We start from the raw sequence: 19,280 nt of genomic DNA on the forward strand, positions 1-19,280 counted from the left end.
GCCCTACAGCCAGGCCGCGAACTCCAGCAGCAGCTCCGCGTCCCGGCGCCGTCCGGCGGCCAGGGCCCGGTTCCCCGACTCCACCGCCCGGAACAGCGTCCAGCCCCGCAGCCGGTCCCGGTCCACCTCCAGGGCGTCGGCCAGCTTGTTCACCCGGCGCCGCGCGCCCGCCGCACCCGCCGAGGAGGCCACCTGGTCCTCCAGCCGGTCCCGGACCAGCCGCGCCAGGTCGTACGCCCGCTCGCCGACCAGCGGGTCGGGGCCCACCGTCAGCCACGGCGCCCGCTCGCCCGCGAGGACCTTGCCCTGCCGGAAGTTGCCGTGCAGCAGGAGATCCTCCGGCGGGGCCGCGACCAGTTCCTCACGCATCGCCAGAGCGGTGTCGGCCAGGGCCCGGACCTCCGCCGGGGCCGCCCGCAGCGCCGCCGACTGCTGCCCGGTGCGCTCGGCGACCGTCTCCCAGGCGTGCCCGGCAGGCGGGGCCACCCACAGCCGGCGCAGGGTGCCGCTCGCCTCCAGCAGCGCCTTGGCCTCGGGCAGCGACCGCAGCGACACCTCCGGGTGCAGCCGCTCCAGCAGCAGCGCCCCGTCGTCCTCGTGATGCCGGGTGTCGAGGATCCGTACGGCCCCGAAACCTCCCCAGTGCGCCAGCGCGGCCAGTTCCCGGTCGGGCCGGGCGTGCGGGGGCGCCAGCTTCAGCGCGGCCGGGGTCCCGTCCGCGTACGTGACGAGGACCACCAGGCTGCTGCGCCCGCCCGGGGCCTGCACGCGCTGCGCGCGTACCCCGCGCCGGGACAGCGCCGCCTCGGTGAGTCGGGGCAACTGCCCCAGCCAGTCCTCGTCCTGCGCCGTCTCCGGCATCTCGCCGAGCGCCCGTACAAGCCGCTGCGGCGGTTCGAAAGCCATGCGTGCGTGGTCCCTTTCAGCTGTGCTGGGCCCGTTGCGCCTCGTCAGCGCGTTCCGCGAGCCCAGGGAAGGCTACGCCGACACCGCGCCAGCGTGCCGCGCGCACGGCCGCGGCGCTCAGCGCGTCGGCCGCCTCGCGGCGCAGCGGACCCTCCGCCGCACGCACCAGATCGGAGTACGCGCCCGCCACCCGGTCCTCGACCACCGCGGCCAGCCGCTCGGCGTCGGCCTGGGTGCGCACCTCGAACGGCAGGGCGTACGCCGCCTCCGCGGGCCGGGGCGCACCGCCCAGTTCCCGCACGGTCCGGGCGAGCGCGTCACGGCGGGCGAGGTGGGCGCCGTACGCCTCGCGGGCCTCGTTCGCGCGGGCGCCGGTGCTGCGGGCGCCGATCACCCCGTAGCCGTAGGCGGCCGCGTGCTCGGCGGCGAGTGCGGCCTGGGCGGCCTCCAGGGCCCGGCCGGCGGCGGGGGGTTCGGGCTTCACGACGCGGCTCCGGGGTTCGAGGTCAGCAGGTACGCGTGGACGGCGCCGCAGGCGGCCACCGAGGCCAGCATCCGGGCGAGTTCCCCGGGGGCCCCGGCCAGGTCGATGGTCCGGGCCTCCGACAGGCTCCGCTCGGCGTCCGCGAGGGCGGTCAGGGCGTCGGCGGGCTTCGGGGGGACGGGCTCGCCGCTCGCCGCGGGCGCGGCGGCCCCCGTACCGGCCGAGGGGGACGCGGAGGGCGACGGCGAGCCCGCCGGGGTCAGGGCCAGGGCCGCGGAGTGCGCGGCGACGGCGGCGCGCAGCGGCGCCAGCCGTGCGGCCAGGGCCGGATGGGCGGTGGCGGTGGCGTCGTAACGTTCCAGCAGGCGCGCACTGTCACGAACGGCTGCCTCCCGCATCCGCCGTTCGAGTGGAATCCCGGTTTCGCCGACGGCCGGGCGGTCGTCGGAGCACCCCGCCAGCAGCGCGGCTCCGGCCGCGCCGGCGGCTCCGGCGAGCAGGCTCCGGCGCGAGGGTCTCGAAGGCAGAGTCCAGGGCACGGCGACGTCCTCGGTGGTGATGGCGGGGCAGGGTGTGATCACGGTACCCGGGGCCCCGTCCACAGGGCGGACGGCAACACCCTCCGACACCGGATACCCTTTGACCTGACACACGACGGAAATCACAACAGCACACGCGGCCGAGGAGTCACCCGGATGAGCACCACCCAGAGCGACAGGCTGCGCGGACTGCTGGAGCCGCTCGTCGCCGCCAAGGGCCTGGACCTCGAAGAGATCGAGATGTCGCGGGCGGGCAAGCGCCGGATGCTGCGGATCATCGTGGACTCCGACGAGGGCGTGGAGCTGGACGCGTGTGCGGAGCTGAGTCGCGAGGTCTCCGACAAGCTCGACGAAACCGATGTGATGGGTGAGGACGAGTACGTCCTCGAAGTGAGCTCGCCGGGCGCCGACCGCCCGCTGACCGAGCACCGTCACTACGTACGGGCCATCGGCCGTCTCGTGAAGTTCCAGCTGTCCGCCGAGGACGACAAGGCTGCCGGGGAACTGGTCGCCCGCATCCTCGACGTCGACGACGAGGGCTTGGACCTCGAGGTACCGGGCGTGAAGGGCCGCAAGGCGACCGCCCGCCGCATTGCTTTCACCGACATCGCCAAGGCGCGTGTCGAGATCGAGTTCAACCGCAAGGACAAGAAGGAAGAGGAGGCGTAGCCGTGGACATCGACATGAGTGCCCTGCGGGGTCTGGTCCGGGAGAAGGAGATCTCCTTCGACCTGCTCGTCGAGGCGATCGAGTCGGCCCTCCTCATCGCGTACCACCGGACCGAGGGGAGCTTCCGCCGCGCTCGCGTCGTGCTGGACCGCACCAACGGTCACGTGGTCGTGTGGGCGACGGAAGACCCGAGGGATCTCGAAGAGGGCCAGGAGCCCAAGGAGTTCGACGACACCCCGTCGGACTTCGGCCGGATCGCCGCGACGACCGCCAAGCAGGTGATCCTGCAGCGTCTGCGCGACGCCGAGGACGACCTGACGTTCGGCGAGTTCGCCGGCCGTGAGGGCGACGTCATCACCGGCGTGGTCCAGCAGGGCAAAGACCCGAAGAACGTCCTGGTCGACATCGGCAAGCTGGAGGCCATCCTGCCGGTGCAGGAGCAGGTCCCCGGTGAGGAGTACACGCACGGTCTGCGCCTGAAGGCGTACGTCGTGCGGGTGGCGAAGGGTGTCCGCGGCCCGTCCGTGACCCTCTCCCGCACCCACCCCAACCTGGTGAAGAAGCTCTTCTCGCTGGAGGTCCCGGAGATCGCCGACGGCAGCGTCGAGATCTCGGCGATCGCACGTGAGGCTGGTCACCGCACCAAGATCGCCGTGCGGTCCACCCGCTCCGGCCTCAACCCCAAGGGCGCCTGCATCGGCCCGATGGGCAGCCGGGTGCGCAACGTGATGGCCGAGCTGCACGGCGAGAAGATCGACATCGTCGACTGGTCGGACGACCCGGCGGAGATGGTCGCGAACGCGCTGTCACCCGCCCGGGTGAGCAAGGTCGAGGTCGTCGACTGGGACTCCCGCTCCGCAAGGGTGACCGTGCCCGACTACCAGCTGTCGCTGGCCATCGGCAAGGAGGGCCAGAACGCCCGCCTCGCCGCACGGCTCACCGGCTGGCGCATCGACATCCGGCCCGACACCGAGGCGTCCCCGGACGCGGACCGGGACCGGGGCGGGGAATAAACCGGTACCGGCCGGGGCTACCCGGACGGTAGACAGGGCGTGCGGCTGCCGCCGAGGCGGTGCCGCTCGGCCGCTGCAGACGCAGCGGATCAAGACAACACAACAGCCGTTCGATTTTTCGCCCGCCACTTGTCGGGAGAGAGGTCGGTGCGGGGAGGTAGACTTAGGCGTGTCTGGCCGGACGCAAGCCCGCGCATGCCCCGAACGCACCTGTGTGGGGTGTCGGGAGCGAGCGGCCAAGAGCGATCTCCTGCGGATCGTGGCGATCGAGGACGAATGCGTCCCCGATCCTCGCGGTACGCTGCCCGGCCGGGGTGCCTACGTGCACCCTGCCGTGGTCTGCCTCGACCAGGCGGTCCGCCGCCGAGCGTTCCCCCGGGCCCTTCGGTCCGCCGGAGCACTCGACACGGCGGAACTGCGCAAAGCCGTGGTCATTGAGGCCGGGGCCACACCGTAAGACGTAGAACGGCACGGATACCCCGTGCGGTCAGGTACCTCGCGAGTTGGAAGTAGGTCGAGATTGCGATGAGCACTCGATGAGTACGCGATGAGTACGCCCATGAAGTAGCAACGGTCCGGCGTAACCCGGACCTAAAAGGAGCGAAGTGGCTAAGGTCCGGGTATACGAACTCGCCAAGGAGTTCGGAGTTGAGAGCAAGGTCGTCATGGCCAAGCTCCAGGAACTCGGTGAGTTCGTCCGTTCGGCGTCCTCGACGATCGAGGCGCCGGTTGTACGCAAGTTGACCGACGCACTGCAGGGCCCCGGCGGCAACGCCGGCAAGTCCGCTGCGAAGCCGGGTGCGCCCCGCAAGGCCGCACCCGCCAAGCCCGGGGCCCCGACCCCGGGTGCCGTTGCACGTCCCGCTGCGCCGAAGCCCGGCGCACCGGCCCCCAAGCCGGTCGTCGCGGAGGCTCCGGCCGCCGCAGCGCCCGCCCCGGTGACTCCGGCCGCCTCCGGCCCGCGTCCCGGCCCGAAGGCCCCGGCCGCCCCGAAGCCCGCTCCGGCGGCTCCCGTGGCGACCGAGTTCACCGCGCCTCCGGCGGCTCCCGCCGCCCCGGCGCGCACCGAGCGTCCCGCCGCCGCGGCCCCGGGTCCCCGTCCGGCGCAGCAGCGTCCGGCTCAGGGTCAGGGTGGCCAGGCCGGCGCCCGTCCCGGCGCCCCGCGCCCGGCCGGTGCCGCCCCCGGTGGCCAGGCCCCGCGCCCCCAGGGTGCGCAGGCCCCGCGTCCCCAGGGCGCCCGTCCGGCCGGTCCCCGTCCGGGCAACAACCCCTTCACCTCTGGTGGCTCCACCGGCATGGCGCGCCCGCAGGCGCCCCGTCCGGCCGGCGCCCCCCGTCCCGGTGCCCCCGGCGCCGGTGGCGGCCAGGGTGCTCCCCGCCCGCAGGGCGGCCCCGGCGGCGCTCCGCGTCCGCAGGGTCCCGGCGGCGCCCGTCCGACCCCGGGCGGCATGCCGCGCCCGCAGGCCGGCGCCCCGCGTCCGGGTGGTGCCCCCGGTGGTAACCGTCCGAACCCGGGCATGATGCCGCAGCGTCCCGCTGCCGGTGGTCCCGGTCCCCGTCCCGGTGGCGGCCCCGGTGGCCGTGGTCCCGGTGCGGGCGGCGCAGGTCGTCCCGGCGGTGCCGGTCGTCCCGCGGGCGGCGGCTTCGCCGGCCGTCCGGCCGGTCCCGGCTCGCGTCCCGGCGGCGGTGGCGGCTTCGGCGGCCCGCGTCCCGGTGGCGGCGGCTTCGGCGGCGGTCCGGCCGGTGCCGGTGGCGGCGGTCGTCCCGGCTTCGGTGGTCGTCCCGGTGGTCCCGGTGCCCGTGGTGGCACGCAGGGTGCCTTCGGCCGTCCCGGTGGTCCGGCCCGTCGTGGTCGCAAGTCCAAGCGTCAGAGGCGCCAGGAGTACGAGGCCATGCAGGCCCCGTCCGTCGGCGGCGTGATGCTGCCGCGCGGTGGCGGCGAGACCGTGCGCCTGTCGCGCGGTGCCTCCCTCACCGACTTCGCGGAGAAGATCAACGCCAACCCGGCGTCGCTCGTCGCCGTGATGATGAACCTCGGCGAGATGGTCACTGCCACGCAGTCCGTCTCCGACGAGACGCTCGAGATGCTGGCCGGCGAGATGAACTACGTCGTCCAGATCGTCAGCCCGGAGGAAGAGGACCGCGAGCTCCTCGAGGGCTTCGACATCGAGTTCGGCGAGGACGAGGGCGGCGAGGAATACCTCATGCCGCGTCCGCCGGTCGTGACCGTCATGGGTCACGTCGACCACGGTAAGACCCGACTGCTCGACGCCATCCGCAAGACGAACGTCGTTGCGGGCGAGGCCGGCGGCATCACGCAGCACATCGGTGCGTACCAGGTCTCCACCGAGGTCAACGACGAAGAGCGTCGCATCACCTTCATCGACACCCCGGGTCACGAGGCGTTCACCGCCATGCGTGCCCGTGGTGCGAAGTCGACCGACATCGCGATCCTCGTGGTCGCGGCCAACGACGGCGTCATGCCGCAGACGATCGAGGCGCTCAACCACGCCAAGGCCGCCGGCGTCCCGATCGTCGTCGCGGTCAACAAGATCGACGTCGAGGGTGCCGACCCGGTCAAGGTGCGCGGTCAGCTCACCGAGTTCGGTCTGGTCGCCGAGGAGTACGGCGGCGACACGATGTTCGTCGACATCTCCGCCAAGCAGGGTCTGCACATCGACTCCCTGCTCGAGGCCGTCGTCCTCACCGCCGACGCCTCGCTCGACCTCCGCGCCAACCCGGAGCAGGACGCTCAGGGTATTGCGATCGAGTCCCACCTCGACCGCGGCCGCGGTGCCGTCGCCACCGTCCTCGTCCAGCGCGGTACCCTCCGCGTCGGCGACACGATGGTCGTGGGCGACGCCTACGGCCGAGTGCGCGCCATGCTCGACGACAAGGGCAACAACGTCGAGGAAGCGGGTCCGTCGACCCCCGTCCTGGTCCTGGGTCTCACCAACGTCCCCGGCGCCGGCGACAACTTCCTCGTCGTCGACGAGGACCGTACGGCCCGTCAGATCGCCGAGAAGCGTGCTGCGCGAGAGCGCAACGCCAACTTCGCCAAGCGCGTCCGTCGCGTGTCCCTCGAGGACCTCGACTCCGTGCTCAAGGCCGGTCTGGTCCAGGAACTCAACCTCATCATCAAGGGCGACGCGTCCGGTGCGGTCGAGGCTCTCGAGTCCTCGCTGCTCCAGCTCGACGTCGGTGAAGAGGTCGACATCCGGGTCCTGCACCGCGGTGTGGGTGCGGTCACCGAGTCCGACATCTCGCTGGCGATGGGCTCCGACGCCATCGTCATCGGTTACAACGTCCGTGCGGCCGGCCGTGCCGCGCAGATGGCGGACCGCGAGGGCGTCGACGTTCGCTACTACTCGGTGATCTACCAGGCCATCGAGGAGATCGAGGCGGCCCTGAAGGGTCTCCTCAAGCCGGAGTACGAAGAGGTCGAGCTCGGTACGGCGGAGGTCCGCGAGATCTTCCGCTCGTCCAAGCTGGGCAACATCGCCGGTGTCCTCATCCGGTCCGGCGAGGTCAAGCGCAACACCAAGGCGCGGCTCCTGCGCGATGGCAAGGTCATCGCCGAGAACCTCACCATCTCCGGTCTGCGCCGCTTCAAGGACGACGTCACCGAGATTCGCGAAGGCTTCGAGGGCGGTATCAACCTCGGCAGCTACAACGACATCAAGATCGACGACGTCATCGCGACGTACGAGATGCGCGAGAAGCCCCGCGCGTAAGCGCGAGGCGGTTCGCACCGTGTCGTAACTCGTAACACCGGGGCCGGTCGGCGGAATATCCGTCGATCGGCCCCGGCCGTTGCGTGTACGGTTCTGGTGACCCGGCCGCGCGAGCGCCGGGTGATCCTGCCGGGCGACGGCCCGGCAGGCCACCGAACCCGCACCGGCGGGATATCCGGAACTGCATGTACGTGGGGACTCTGTCCTTCGACCTGCTCCTCGGCGACGTCCACTCGCTGAAGGAGAAACGCTCCGTCGTCCGGCCCATCGTCGCCGAGCTCCAACGAAAGTTCTCCGTGAGCGCGGCTGAAGTGGGTGACCAGGACCTGCACCGCAGGGCCCGTATAGGGGTCGCTCTGGTGAGCGGGGACGCGGGGTTCCTCTCGGATGTACTGGACCGCTGCGAGCGGCTGGTCGCGGCACGTCCGGAAGTGGAGCTGCTGTCCGTACGACGGCGCTTCCACGGTGATGAAGACTGATAGCAAGACATAAGAAGGAGACGGACCAGTGGCCGACAATGCGCGGGCGAAGAAGCTGGCGGACCTCATCCGGGAAGTGGTGGCGGAGAAGCTGCAGCGTGGTGTCAAGGACCCCCGCCTCGGTACGCACGTGACCATCACGGACACCCGGGTCACCGGCGACCTGCGGGAGGCCACGGTCTTCTACACGGTCTACGGGGACGACGAGGACCGCGCCAGCGCGGCAGCGGGCCTGGAGAGCGCGAAGGGCGTCCTGCGCTCCGCGGTCGGCCGGGCGGCCGGCACCAAGTTCACGCCCACCCTGACCTTCGTCGCGGACGCCCTCCCGGAGAACGCCAAGACCATCGAGGACCTCCTCGAAAAGGCGCGCACCTCCGACGCCCAGGTGCGTGAGGTTTCCTCCGGCGCCCAGTACGCCGGCGAGGCCGACCCGTACAAGAAGCCGGGCGAGGACGCCGACGACTCCGACGAGGACGCAGCCGCGGAATGAGCACCAACGCAGGAAAGACTCCGGACGGCCTTGTCATCGTCGACAAGCCGTCCGGCTTCACTTCGCACGACGTGGTCGCCAAGATGCGCGGGATCGCCAAGACCCGTCGCGTCGGCCACGCCGGCACGCTCGACCCGATGGCGACGGGCGTGCTGGTCCTGGGCGTCGAGAAGGCCACCAAGCTCCTCGGCCACCTCGCGCTCACGGAGAAGGAGTACCTCGGCACGATCCGGCTGGGCCAGGACACCCTGACGGACGACGCCGAGGGCGAGATCACCTCCTCCACGGACGCCACGGGGGTCACCCGGGAGGCCGTGGACGCGGGTATCGCCAAGCTGTCCGGCGAGATCATGCAGGTCCCGTCCAAGGTCAGCGCCATCAAGATCAAGGGCGTGCGCTCCTACAAGCGCGCCCGCGACGGCGAGGACTTCGAGATCCCGGCCCGGCCGGTGACCATCTCGTCGTTCCAGGTGTACGACATGCGCGAGGCGGAGGCCGAGGACGGCACCAAGGTCGTCGACCTCGTCGTCTCCGTCGTCTGCTCCAGCGGTACGTACATCCGCGCCCTCGCCCGTGACCTGGGGGCCGACCTCGGCGTCGGCGGGCACCTGACCGCGCTGCGCCGCACGCGGGTGGGCCCGTACAAGCTCGACAAGGCACGGACCCTGGACCAGCTCCAGGAGGAGCTGACCGTCATGCCCATCGGCGAGGCGGCCGCCGCGGCCTTCCCGCGCTGGGACCTGGACGCCCGGCGGGCCTCGCTGCTCGCCAACGGCGTGCGGATCGACATGCCGGAGGAGTACGAGGCCGGCCGCACGGTCGCGGTCTTCGGGCCGCAGGACCAGCTGCTCGGGCTCGTCGAGAGCAAGAACGGGAAGGCGAAGTCCCTCGCTGTCTTCGTCTGATCGTTGACGTGGAGCGGTGAGCGCACATTGCCTGCTGCTCACCGCTCCACGACCCCCCTCGGGTAGGTCTCTATCCACCCGGACGCCCGTATTCACCCGTCCGAGCAGGCGCTCGGAGTGAATGGAGGGAGCGTAAGGGGGCGCGTTCGCCTCGCGTGCTTTCCGTGCTGATCTTCACCTGCCTACCGTCGTGAACACGGGGAGTTGCGGGGGAGTGGTGCGGCCATGGCGGAGCTCGTCAAGATCTGCGATGCCGCCGGGCGGGTGCGCGGCAGCGGGTTCGTCGCCGACGACCGCGGCACGGTGGTCACCAGCCACGAGGCCGTCGACGGACTGACGCGGGTGCTCCTGCACGGTCCCGGGCGGACCTGGCTGGCCGATGCGGCGGACGTGACCGCGCTGCCGGGGCTGGCACTGGCGCTCGTACGGACCGACGGACTCGGCATGCGGCCGCTGCCGGTCGCGATGCGCGAGGTGATCGATCCGGGGACCTACGTACGGCTGCCCGCGCGGGGCTGGCGCCAGGCGCGGGTCCTGGGGGGCGCCCAGGTCACGTACCCCGCGGTGGAGCTGGCGATCGGCACGGACGGCCGGGACGCCCTGCTGCTGGGCGGGGAGGCCTGCGGGGGCCCGGTGCTCGACGCCCGAACCGGAGCGGTGCTCGCGGTCCTGGGCACCGCTCTGCAGGCGGAACACCGCTCGGCGCCCTTCGCGGTGGCCCTGCGCACCGCCGCCGCGGCCGACCCGGGCGGCCCCCTGGCCGCCCTGCTGGAACGCAACGCCGCCACCGTGCCCGGCTACGGCCCCGACCTGAACCTCGCCGGGGCACTGGAACTCACCGCGACCCCCCTGGGCACGGCCTTCCCCGCCGACGCCTGCGAGCCGGTGGAACGACCGGGTCCCACGGCCGCATTGGCGGCCTTCACGGACGGCGACCGCCCGGTCCTGGGCCTGGTCGGAGCACCCGGCACGGGCCGCACCACCGCACTCGCGGCCCTGGCCGTACGCCGCGCCCACGGCCCCCGCCCCGCCCCGACCCTCTGGCTCCGCGGCGCGGACCTCCACGCCGACGACACCTCCCTGTCCGACGCGGTGACGCGCGCCCTGACGAGAGCGGCCCGCATCGCAGAGGCGGGACGCTCCCCACACCCCGCCGCTGGCCTCGCCGGCCGACATGCGGCGCCCACGGAGCCGGCGACGCCGGAGCCGGGCCCGCGGACGGCTCCGGAGGCGGACGGGCATGCACCGGGGCACTCCCGGCAGGGCGCCGTTGGCCTCGGCGGCAGTCATGCGGCAGCCACACAGGCGGGAAGGCCCGAGACGGGCTCGCGGACGGCTCCGGAGGGGGACGGGTGTGTGCCGGGGCGCTCCCCGCAGGGCGTCGTTGGCCTCGGCGGCAGTCATGCGGCAGCCACACAGGCGGGAAGGCCCGAGACGGGCTCGCGGACGGCTCCGGAGGGGGACGGGCGTGCACCGGGGCGCTCCCGGCGGGGCCGGCATGCGGCACCCACGGAGTCGGCGACGCCGGAGACGGGCCGGCGGACCGCTCCGGAGGGGGACGGGTGTGTGCCGGGGCGCTCCCCGCAGGGCGTCGAACGCCATGTGGCTCGGCCCGCCGACCCCCCGCCTGGTTCGGCGCCCGAGGAGACGCCCGGGCGCGCGCCCGGCCCGACCCGCACCGGCGAAGCCTGCCGCCCCGACCCCAGCCGCACCACCCCATCGGCGCCGCCCCCCGCCAAAGCCACCCCGGCCCCTGCCAAAGCCACCCCGGCCGAGCGGCGCAGCCGAGCCGCCGGGGAGACCGCCGCCCCGGCGGGAGCCCCCGGCATCGCGGAGCACCTCGCGCACGTGGCCGCCCGCGCCGGCCGGCCCCTGCTCGTGGTGCTCGACGCCCCCGAGGAGATGCCGACGGAGCTCGCGCACCGGCTGGGGCCCTGGACCGAAGCCACCGCCGGGTGGCTGCGCGACACCGGGGCCCGGCTGATCGTCGCCGCCCGGCCCGAGTACTGGGAGCGGGCCGGCGCCCTCTACCCGCCCGAGGCGCTGCACACCCCGGCCCGCCCCGCCCGGCGGCTGCCGCCCGCGCTTGCGTTGGGCGACCTCACCGCCGCCGAGGCCGAGACCGTCCGGGCCCGTCTCGGCATCCCCGCCGACGCCGTCGGCGCGGCCGACGCCCGCCACCCGCTCACCCTGAGCCTGCTGGCCGGGATCCGCGCCGCCGGGGTCACCGACGGCCGTCCCGGCCGGGACGAGGTCTTCGCCGCCCACCTGGACCTGCTGTGCCTGCGCACGGCCGTCCGCGTCGCCGCGGCCTGCGCCGACGCCGGCGGAGCCAGGGTGCACGGCCCCGGGGTGCGGCGGCTGGCGGCGCGGGTGGCCGGCAGTGTGCACGAGGCCGCGCGCCGCTGCCTGGGGCCCGGGCAGGGGCAGCTGGACCGGGCCTCCTTCGAGGAGCTGTTCCCGTGGCGCACCGGCTGGGCCTCGGCCGTGCTCACCGAGGGCCTGCTGGTGCCCGCCGGGACCGGCTACCGCTTCGCCCACGAGGAGCTGTCCGACTGGATCCAGGCCGTCCACCTCGACGTCCCGACGGCCCTCGCCTTCCTCGTCCACGGCCCCGCCGGGCCTGGCCAGCCCGTGCCCCGGCACCGGATCGGCCCCGTCCTCGAGGCCCTGCGCAGGCTGCCCGCTGAGCACCTGCGCGGCGAACTCACCGCCCTGGTCCACCGCCTCAACCGCTTCGCCGAGGAGCCGGCGCAGGCCGACCCGGACCGCGCCTGGTGGGCCGCCCGGCTGCTGCGCGAGAGCCTGCTCCGGGCCCCCGACGCGTACCCCCACCTGCCCGTCCTGCACGCCCTCGCCGAGCACGTGGCCCGCGCCGGCCCGGGGGAGTTCGGCGGCTGGTTCTGGAACCGGCTGCGGCTGCCCGAGCCCGACCGTCTCGACCTGCTGCGCCGCCTGCTGCCCGCCGACCCCGCGGAGGCGGTCCCCGGCGACCGCTACCTCGACGCCGCCGCCCGCCGCCTGGCCCGGGACCCGCAGCGCGCGCAGCCGCTGCTCTGCGCCTGGTTCGCCGACGGCCGCCGGCTGCGCGGCCGCCCCGGGGCCACCGTCGCCACCGCCGCGCAGGCCCTGCTGCACACCCACCGCCGGCTCGCCGTGGACGACCTCACCGAGGCGCTCGTCACCGCCGCGCACCCCCGCGCCGACGAGCTGCTGGCCGTACTCGCCGAGGAGGAGCCGTCCGCGATGTGCCGGGCTGTGGACCGCTGGGCGCACGACGAACGGCCCGGGCGGCGGGTCGCGGCCGCCGCCTACGGCCTCGCCACCGCCCCGCACGTGCGCACCCCCGCCGACCGCGAGCTGCTGCGCTACGCCGCCCAGGCGCTGCTCGCCCGGCCCGCGGACGCGACCCTGCACGGCAGCGCCCTGGCCGTGCTGCTGCGCGACCCGCAGATGCGCGGCCGCTACCTGCCCGAGGCCCTCGCCTGCTTCCGCGATCCCGAGCTCGGCTCCCGGCTGCCCGCGGCGGCGCTGGTCGCGGCCCTGCCCGTACTGCCCGACCCGGACGCCGTGTTCGCCGCCCTGCGGGCCCGGGCCGACGGGGAGGTGGTGCGCGCCCTGGCCGCGCTGACCACCCCGGGGCTGGCCCGCCGCGCTGGTGACCTCGTGCGGGAGCACCTCGCGCACCGGCCCGGGGACGCACCGCACGCGGCCGTCTTCGTGGACCGGCGGCTCGAACAGGGCCCGGCCGCCGCCCCCGTGCTGCACCCGCTGGTCCTGGATCTGCTGCGCAACGCCCCGGCGGGGGTCAGGGCGGAGCTCGCCGCCGTACTGGCCGCGCCGGGCGGGGAGTGCTCGTACCCGCTGCGCGGCGAGCTGGCCGGCGTACTGCTGCGCGAGGAGGCCGATCCGCAGGTCCTCGGTGCGTTCCTCGGGGGCCTCGCGGCCGGGACCGCCGGGCGTCCGGAGGCCCGTACGCGGGAACTGCTGCGGCGCACCGGCCGGCAGCTGCTGCGGGCCCCCGGCGGGCCGGCGGTCTTCGAGCGGCGGACGGTGGAGCTGGCACGGGCCGAACCGGCCTTCGGGGCGCTCGTCGCCCGCTGGCTGGCGCAGGCGCCTGCGGAGGCCGCGGCGCTGCTGGGGCCGAGCGCGCGGCGGACGGTGGAGACACTCGGCAGGACTGCGCCGGACGTGACGTGAAGCGATATGCCGCGGCAGCGGTCCGACCCCGACGCCGATGCGGGGCAGCGGCCACCGGCATGGCAGTCTTAGACCTGCAATCGGCAATCAGTTCAAGGACCAACCGGGTTCGGGCGAGGAGCGGTCACAGTGCAGCGCTGGCGTGGCTTGGAGGACATCCCCCAGGACTGGGGACGCAGCGTCGTCACCATCGGCTCCTACGACGGCGTGCACCGGGGACATCAGCTGATCATCGGACGGGCCGTGTCCAGGGCGCGCGCGCTCGACGTCCCCTCCGTCGTGGTCACCTTCGACCCGCACCCGAGCGAGGTCGTCCGGCCCGGCAGCCACCCGCCGATCCTGGCCCCCTACGACCGGCGCGCCGAACTGATGGCCGGGCTGGGCGTGGACGCGCTGCTGATCCTCCCGTTCACGGCGGAGTTCTCGCAGCTGTCCCCGGCCGACTTCATCGTGAAGGTGCTCGTCGACAAGCTGCACGCGCGGGCCGTCATCGAGGGCCCGAACTTCCGCTTCGGCCACCGGGCCGCCGGGAACGTCGACTTCCTGCGCGAGCTGGGCTCCACCTACGACTACGAGGTCGAGGTCGTGGACCTGGTCGAGCGGGGCGAGGCGGGCGGCGGCGTGCCCTTCTCCTCGACGCTGGCGCGCCGGCTCGTCGCCGAGGGCGACATGGACGGCGCGGCCGAGATCCTGGGACGCCCCCACCGGGTCGAGGGCGTGGTGGTGCGCGGTGCGCAGCGCGGACGCGAGCTCGGCTACCCGACGGCGAACGTCGAGACGGCGCCGCACACCGCGATCCCGGCGGACGGGGTCTACGCGGGCTGGCTGACGGCGGACGGCGAGCGGATGCCGGCGGCGATCTCGGTGGGGACGAACGTGCAGTTCGACGCCACCGAGCGGACCGTGGAGGCGTACGCCATCGACCGGGTCGGTCTGGACCTGTACGGGAAGCACGTGGCCGTCGACTTCCTCGCGTACGTGCGGGGGATGGCGAGGTTCGAGTCGCTGGACGGGCTGCTGGAGGCGATCGCGGACGATGTGAAGCGGGCGCGGGTGCTCACGGACACGTACGACCTGCACCGCTGACGGACGAACGGGCGAGGGCCCGTACCGCCCCGGAACCGGATCCTTCTCGATCCGATCCGTCCGGGCGCGGTACGGGCCCTTCCTGTTGTGCCGGTCAGCCGAGGCGCGGATCGCGCGGGGGCTGCTGGGGCTGCGGCGGCTGCTGCTGCGGGGCCTGGGGCTGCTGCCAGGGCTGGCCGGGCTGCGGGTAGGGCTGGCCGTAGGGCTGCGGTTGCTGCGGCGGCTGCTGGTACGGGGGCTGGCCCTGGGGCTGGCCGTACGGCTGCGGCTGCTGGTGGGGCTGCGGCTGCGGCGGCTGCTGGGCATGGGGCTGGTGGGACTGCTGAGGCTGCTGCGGCGCTCCCCAGTGCCCCTGCGGGGCCTGCTGCTGGGCCCGCAGGAAGTCCTCGGCCACGAGCGCGGAGAGGTTGAAGTACGCCTCGCGCGTCTTGGGCCGCATCATGTCGAGATCGACCTCGGCGCCGGCCGCGAGGTGCTCGTCGAACGGCACCACGACGACACCGCGGCAGCGGGTCTCGAAGTGCTGCACGATGTCCTCGATCTTGATCATCTTGCTCGTCTCGCGGACCCCCGAGATGACGGTGAGGGAGCGGGAGACGAGGTCGGCGTACCCGTGCGCGGAGAGCCAGTCGAGGGTGGTGCTGGCGCTGCTGGCACCGTCCACGGACGGGGTCGAGATGATGATCAGCTGATCGGCCAGGTCCAGGACTCCGCGCATGGCGGAGTAGAGGAGGCCGGTGCCCGAGTCGGTGAGGATGATCGGGTACTGGCGGCCCAGCGTCTCTATGACGCGGCGGTAGTCCTCGTCGTTGAAGGTCGTGGAGACGGCCGGGTCCACGTCGTTGGCGATGATCTCCAGACCGGAGGGCGCCTGCGAGGTGAACCGGCGGATGTCCATGTAAGAGTTCAGGTACGGGATCGCCTGGACGAGGTCGCGGATGGTGGCACCGGTCTCGCGGCGCACGCGGCGGCCGAGGGTACCGGCGTCGGGGTTCGCGTCGATGGCCAGGATCTTGTCCTGGCGCTCGGTGGCGAGGGTGGCGCCGAGCGCGGTGGTGGTCGTGGTCTTGCCGACGCCGCCCTTGAGGCTGATGACGGCGATGCGGTAGCAGGACATGACCGGGGTGCGGATCAGCTCGAGCTTGCGCTGGCGCTCCGCTTCGGCCGCCTTGCCGCCGAAGCGGAAACGGCCGCCGACGCCGTTGTTGTTGTTCTTGGGCTTCTGCTTGTTGCGCAGCAGACGGTCGGAGGACAGCTCGACCGCGGCGGTGTAGCCCAGCGGCGCCCCGCCGCCGGTCGGGCCGGCGGAGTAGCGCGGGTCGTGCGGCTGGGGCTGCGGCGGCTGTTGCTGCTGGCCCGGCCCCACGGGCCACTGCCCGGCGGAGCGGGGGTCGTACGGCTGCGGCTGCTGCTGCGGGGCGGGGGCCGGCGGCGGGAACGGATAGGCGTCCTGCGTCGCGAACGCGGGCGGCAGCGGAGGCAGTTCACCGTTGGGCTTTCCGAAGGGGGTGTCCCCGCCGGCCTGTGCCTGTACCGGGGCCGGGGCCTGCTCGGCGGAAGGCAGTACGGGCACCCCGTCGGCGGGGGTGTCCTGCGGACCGGCCCAGCCGCCGGAGGAGGCCTGCACCACGGGGACCGCGTCGGCGCCGGGCTCGTCGGCGACCGGAGCCGAGAACGGAGCCGGGGGCTCGACCCGGGCCGGCTCCAGCGCGGGAGCCGTGAACGGCGCCGGGGCGTCGGGCGCGGGCCGAGAATCCTCGACCGGGGCCGGATACGCCGGGAGGGCGTCAGCCGGTGCCGGAGCGTCGGCAGCGGCCGGGCCCAGGGCGGGAGCCGCGTACGACGGAGCCGGTTCGCCGGGAGCGCCGAACGGCGCGACGGGGGCCGGGGCGTCGGGAGCGGGCAGCCCGTTCTCGACCGGTGCCGAGTACGAGGGCGGGGCGGCGTCGGCCGGAGCCGGAACAGGTGCCTCCAGTGCTGCCGGTGCCGGGTAGGCCGGGAGGGCCTCCGCCGGAGCCGGAGCCTCGACAGGGGCCGGGTCCAGGTCAGGAGCCGTGTACGGCGGAACCGGGGAAGCAGCCTCGACCGGGGCCGGAGCCGGATACGCGGGGGCGGCGTCGGCCGGAGCCGGAGCCGGGAAGTCGATCGGAGCCGGAGCCAGGGCCTCGATCGGGGCCGGGGCCGGATATGCGGGGGCGGCGTCGGCCTGAGCCGGGGCCGGGGCCGTCTCGAACGGGGCCGGTGCCGGGTACGCCGGGGCGACGTCGACCGGCGCCGGCGCGGGGACCTCGAACGGCGTCGGGGCCGGATACGCGGAGATGTCCTCGGCCGGTGCGGGCGCCGGGAACGGGGCCGGCAGGCCCGCGCCGTCGGACGGGGTCCGCTGGGCCGACGGAGCCATCCGCATCGTCGAGGGCGGCATCACGTCCGACGGGTGGTGCGGTTCGAAGCCGCTGCCCTCGGGGAGCCCCGGCACCTGCGCGGCCGGGGCCGCGCTCTGCGTGTACCAGGCCGGCGGGGTGTAGTCGATGGTGAACTCGCCCGTCAGCTCGGGCTCCGCGTCGGACTGATCGTCCGTCGGGACGTCCCACGTCCCGCCGCGCCTCTCGTTCCGATCGCCGCTCACTGGTCCTCCTGGTCTGTCGAACACCGGTCCGGCGCCCACCTCGCCGCGCCCGCACCCAGCCTAATCGCGCCCTGACATCACTGTCCGCCCCCCTCAGGGGGCCCGTGGTCAGTCGATGCGCCGGGCCCCGCCCAGCAGGCCCGTCTCCGCTTCCGTCCCCTGGGTCATCACGAACTGCCGGTCCCGTGGCGTGCACCACAGCGTCACTCCGTCGCCCAGCGTCGGCAGGGAGGCCACCGCCTGCCGCGGCAGCTGCATCAGGCGGCCGATCTGCTCCGCCTCGTCCGGGGACACCCGCTGCACGCCCACCAGCGCCGACTGCTGCAGCAACCGCGGCGCCGTCGGGCTCAGATACGGCAGCAGGGTCAGCACCGACTGCCACGGCCCGGCCACCACGCGCCCGCGCGGCGGCCGCATCCCGCAGTCGCGGACCACCAGTACCGGGCTGCCCGCCGAGGCACCCTGCGGCGGGACCCGGCCCACCTCGTGCAGGGTCACGCACTGCTGCCCGCCGCCCGCCGCCTGGGCCAGCCCGGACCACACCTGGCCGCGCCCGGTCTCCACGGCCACCCGCGCACCCGTGGCCGCCGCGCGCAGCGCCAGGACCTGCGCCGTCCACAGGCCGCCGATCAGCGTCACCTCGTACGGAGTCGGCCGGTTGATGCCGAGCACCGCGGGCCGCCCCTCGGCGTCCACCCCGATGACGACCCCGTCGTCCCCGACGGGCAGCGCCAGCGCGTCCAGGTCCGCTGCGGGCACCACGTGCCGTTCCCGTCGCGGGCCGACCAGCCCGAAACCGCCCCTCATCGTGCCCCTCCCAGCGGCAGCGAAGCCAGCAGCCCCGGCACCTGTTCACGGTCGAGCCGGACCAGCCCGGCCTTCACACCCCGCGCTGTCCTCTCCAACTCCCGTCGGGCCACGACGAGTTCCTCGTCACTGCGCCCCGTCACCCGTACGTGTCCGGTCAGGGTGACGCCCTGTCGCTCCGCCGGGGCCATCGTCAGGCTGAAGTTCGTGGCGAGCGCGGGCAGCGAGGTCAGCAGCGCCACGAACTGCGGCAGCGCCGCCGCTCCCGCGCCGCCCAGCTGCGGCCAGCGGCCTATCCAGTACGTCGTGTGCCGCCGGTCGTCGCAGCGCCAGGTCCGCGGGGTCTCCTCCGTGCGCCGCCCGGTACTGGCCGACCGCCCGGCCTGGGTGATCGCCATCGGGTTCGCGCACGAGGACGTGGCCAGCGCCGCCGTCAGCTCCTGCTCGGTCAGCACGGTGGCGGTGAACCCGGCCCCGGCCAGCCGGCTCGCCAACTGGTCGGCCGCGCGCACCACGCACCGCTGCGCCCCCTGCAGCCCGCCGCCGCGCGCGGTGACGGCCTCGGGGCACAGCTCCGGGTCGAGCTTGAGGGCGATCCAGGTCAGCCGCACCGCAGGAGTTCCGGTCCGGGCCTGCAGCGGCGCGTAGTTGCGGGTGGCCATCGACTGGGCCGGCAGGTGCGGGGCCGGCGCCGGCTGGGTGTGCTGCACCAGCTGTGCGGACTCCAGCCGGATGCCGTCCACTTCGAGGATGTCCCGTACGAGGCCGAGCGGCAGCGGCCGCGCCGCCCGGTCGGGCCGCAGCGCGGTGGCGTCCGTGTCCACCTGGACGACCGCGGTCAGGAAGGTCCCGTCGCCGATCATCCCGACCGGACGCCGCTCCCGGTCGCTGAACGTGAGCGTGCGCAGCGCCGGATCGGCCTCGACCAGCGGGGCCAGCCCGGGCTCGGTGCCCGCGGGCACGACGAGGGATGCGGCACGGCCGCGCCGCGAACGCAGTGCGAGCGCGCTGCCGATCCATTCCGGCAGGGAGCGCTGGTGGCGGCGTACGACCGCGAGCACCACCAGCACGAGCGCCAGTACGCCGACGGGAACCAGCAGCATCGGTTCGACCACCCAGGCCACCAGCAGCGCGGCCGCCGCAACCTGGAGCAGTACGAGCTGTTGCAGTCGGAACGGACCGAAGCGGCCGGGGCTCGACTTCGGCTGCGGCGTCACCCCGCCACGGGCGGGTGCGGGCGCGGGTGCGCCGGTCTGCGGCTCCGTCGCGGTTGCCATCACTCGCGCACTTCCCCTCTCTTCCCCAGCCACGCTGGGTGGTGCCCCCAGGGCCAGGACCCATG

Annotated in this window: 15 protein-coding genes; 9 read left to right on the forward strand and 6 right to left on the reverse strand. The window is 74.2% G+C overall.

Translation table 11 applies throughout. From position 1 onward, the window contains the following. Positions 1-3 precede the first annotated feature (3 nt). From OG472_RS31275 to OG472_RS31285, 3 genes are read right to left on the reverse strand one after another with little or no spacing between them, the layout of a single operon-like run. Positions 4-906, reverse strand: a complete 903-nt coding sequence (locus tag OG472_RS31275; RefSeq protein ID WP_405832195.1) for an aminoglycoside phosphotransferase family protein — start codon at positions 904-906, stop codon at positions 4-6. Between the two features lie 16 nt (positions 907-922). Then, positions 923-1,390, reverse strand: a complete 468-nt coding sequence (locus OG472_RS31280; RefSeq protein WP_401613149.1) for a ferritin-like domain-containing protein — start codon at positions 1,388-1,390, stop codon at positions 923-925. Then, entirely contained in the window at positions 1,387-1,971 is a 585-nt protein-coding gene (locus OG472_RS31285; RefSeq protein ID WP_405832197.1) for a hypothetical protein, read from the reverse strand. Before OG472_RS31285 ends, OG472_RS31280 begins: the two co-directional genes overlap by 4 nt. A 114-nt stretch (positions 1,972-2,085) precedes the next feature. Between OG472_RS31285 and rimP the strand changes: the two genes are divergently transcribed. From rimP to OG472_RS31330, 9 genes are all read left to right on the forward strand, one after another. Next, complete coding sequence (gene rimP, locus OG472_RS31290) at positions 2,086-2,598, forward strand: ribosome maturation factor RimP (RefSeq protein WP_401613145.1); 513 nt, start codon at positions 2,086-2,088, stop codon at positions 2,596-2,598. A gap of 2 nt (positions 2,599-2,600) precedes the next feature. Further along, positions 2,601-3,611 carry a transcription termination factor NusA gene (nusA, locus tag OG472_RS31295; RefSeq protein WP_189745712.1) on the forward strand — a complete coding sequence of 337 codons (1,011 nt, stop codon included), beginning with the start codon at positions 2,601-2,603 and terminating at the stop codon, positions 3,609-3,611. Positions 3,612-3,780: 169 nt separating this feature from the next. Further along, the gene (locus OG472_RS31300; protein WP_361766190.1) at positions 3,781-4,068 is read left to right on the forward strand and encodes a YlxR family protein; all 288 of its coding nucleotides are present in this window, start codon (positions 3,781-3,783) and stop codon (positions 4,066-4,068) included. Positions 4,069-4,216: 148 nt separating this feature from the next. Next, complete coding sequence (gene infB / locus OG472_RS31305; RefSeq protein WP_405832199.1) at positions 4,217-7,345, forward strand: translation initiation factor IF-2; 3,129 nt, start codon at positions 4,217-4,219, stop codon at positions 7,343-7,345. 185 nt (positions 7,346-7,530) lie between these two features. Further along, on the forward strand, positions 7,531-7,824 hold the full coding sequence (locus OG472_RS31310) for a DUF503 domain-containing protein (RefSeq protein ID WP_030030358.1): 294 nt from the start codon (positions 7,531-7,533) through the stop codon (positions 7,822-7,824). A gap of 28 nt (positions 7,825-7,852) precedes the next feature. Beyond that, positions 7,853-8,314, forward strand: a complete 462-nt coding sequence (gene rbfA, locus OG472_RS31315; RefSeq protein ID WP_189973232.1) for a 30S ribosome-binding factor RbfA — start codon at positions 7,853-7,855, stop codon at positions 8,312-8,314. Further along, complete coding sequence (truB, locus tag OG472_RS31320; RefSeq protein WP_401613141.1) at positions 8,311-9,219, forward strand: tRNA pseudouridine(55) synthase TruB; 909 nt, start codon at positions 8,311-8,313, stop codon at positions 9,217-9,219. Before rbfA ends, truB begins: the two co-directional genes overlap by 4 nt. Positions 9,220-9,444: 225 nt before the next feature. Beyond that, positions 9,445-13,419 carry a hypothetical protein gene (locus OG472_RS31325; RefSeq protein WP_405832202.1) on the forward strand — a complete coding sequence of 1,325 codons (3,975 nt, stop codon included), beginning with the start codon at positions 9,445-9,447 and terminating at the stop codon, positions 13,417-13,419. 129 nt (positions 13,420-13,548) lie between these two features. Next, complete coding sequence (locus OG472_RS31330; protein WP_383563794.1) at positions 13,549-14,505, forward strand: bifunctional riboflavin kinase/FAD synthetase; 957 nt, start codon at positions 13,549-13,551, stop codon at positions 14,503-14,505. Between the two features lie 94 nt (positions 14,506-14,599). Here the strand turns inward: OG472_RS31330 and OG472_RS31335 are convergent, their stop codons facing one another. The 3 genes from OG472_RS31335 to eccE form a co-directional block, all read right to left on the reverse strand. After that, positions 14,600-17,131, reverse strand: coding sequence for an SCO5717 family growth-regulating ATPase (locus OG472_RS31335; protein ID WP_405942296.1), 2,532 nt, complete (start codon positions 17,129-17,131; stop codon positions 14,600-14,602). 108 nt (positions 17,132-17,239) lie between these two features. Next, complete coding sequence (locus tag OG472_RS31340; RefSeq protein ID WP_383563800.1) at positions 17,240-17,938, reverse strand: hypothetical protein; 699 nt, start codon at positions 17,936-17,938, stop codon at positions 17,240-17,242. Continuing rightward, entirely contained in the window at positions 17,935-19,215 is a 1,281-nt protein-coding gene (eccE, locus tag OG472_RS31345; protein ID WP_405832206.1) for a type VII secretion protein EccE, read from the reverse strand. Before eccE ends, OG472_RS31340 begins: the two co-directional genes overlap by 4 nt. Between the last annotated feature and the right edge of the window lie 65 nt (positions 19,216-19,280).

The sequence above is a fragment of the Streptomyces sp. NBC_00207 genome, from assembly GCF_045160965.1.
In the GTDB taxonomy this organism is placed as follows: Bacteria; Actinomycetota; Actinomycetes; order Streptomycetales; family Streptomycetaceae; genus Streptomyces.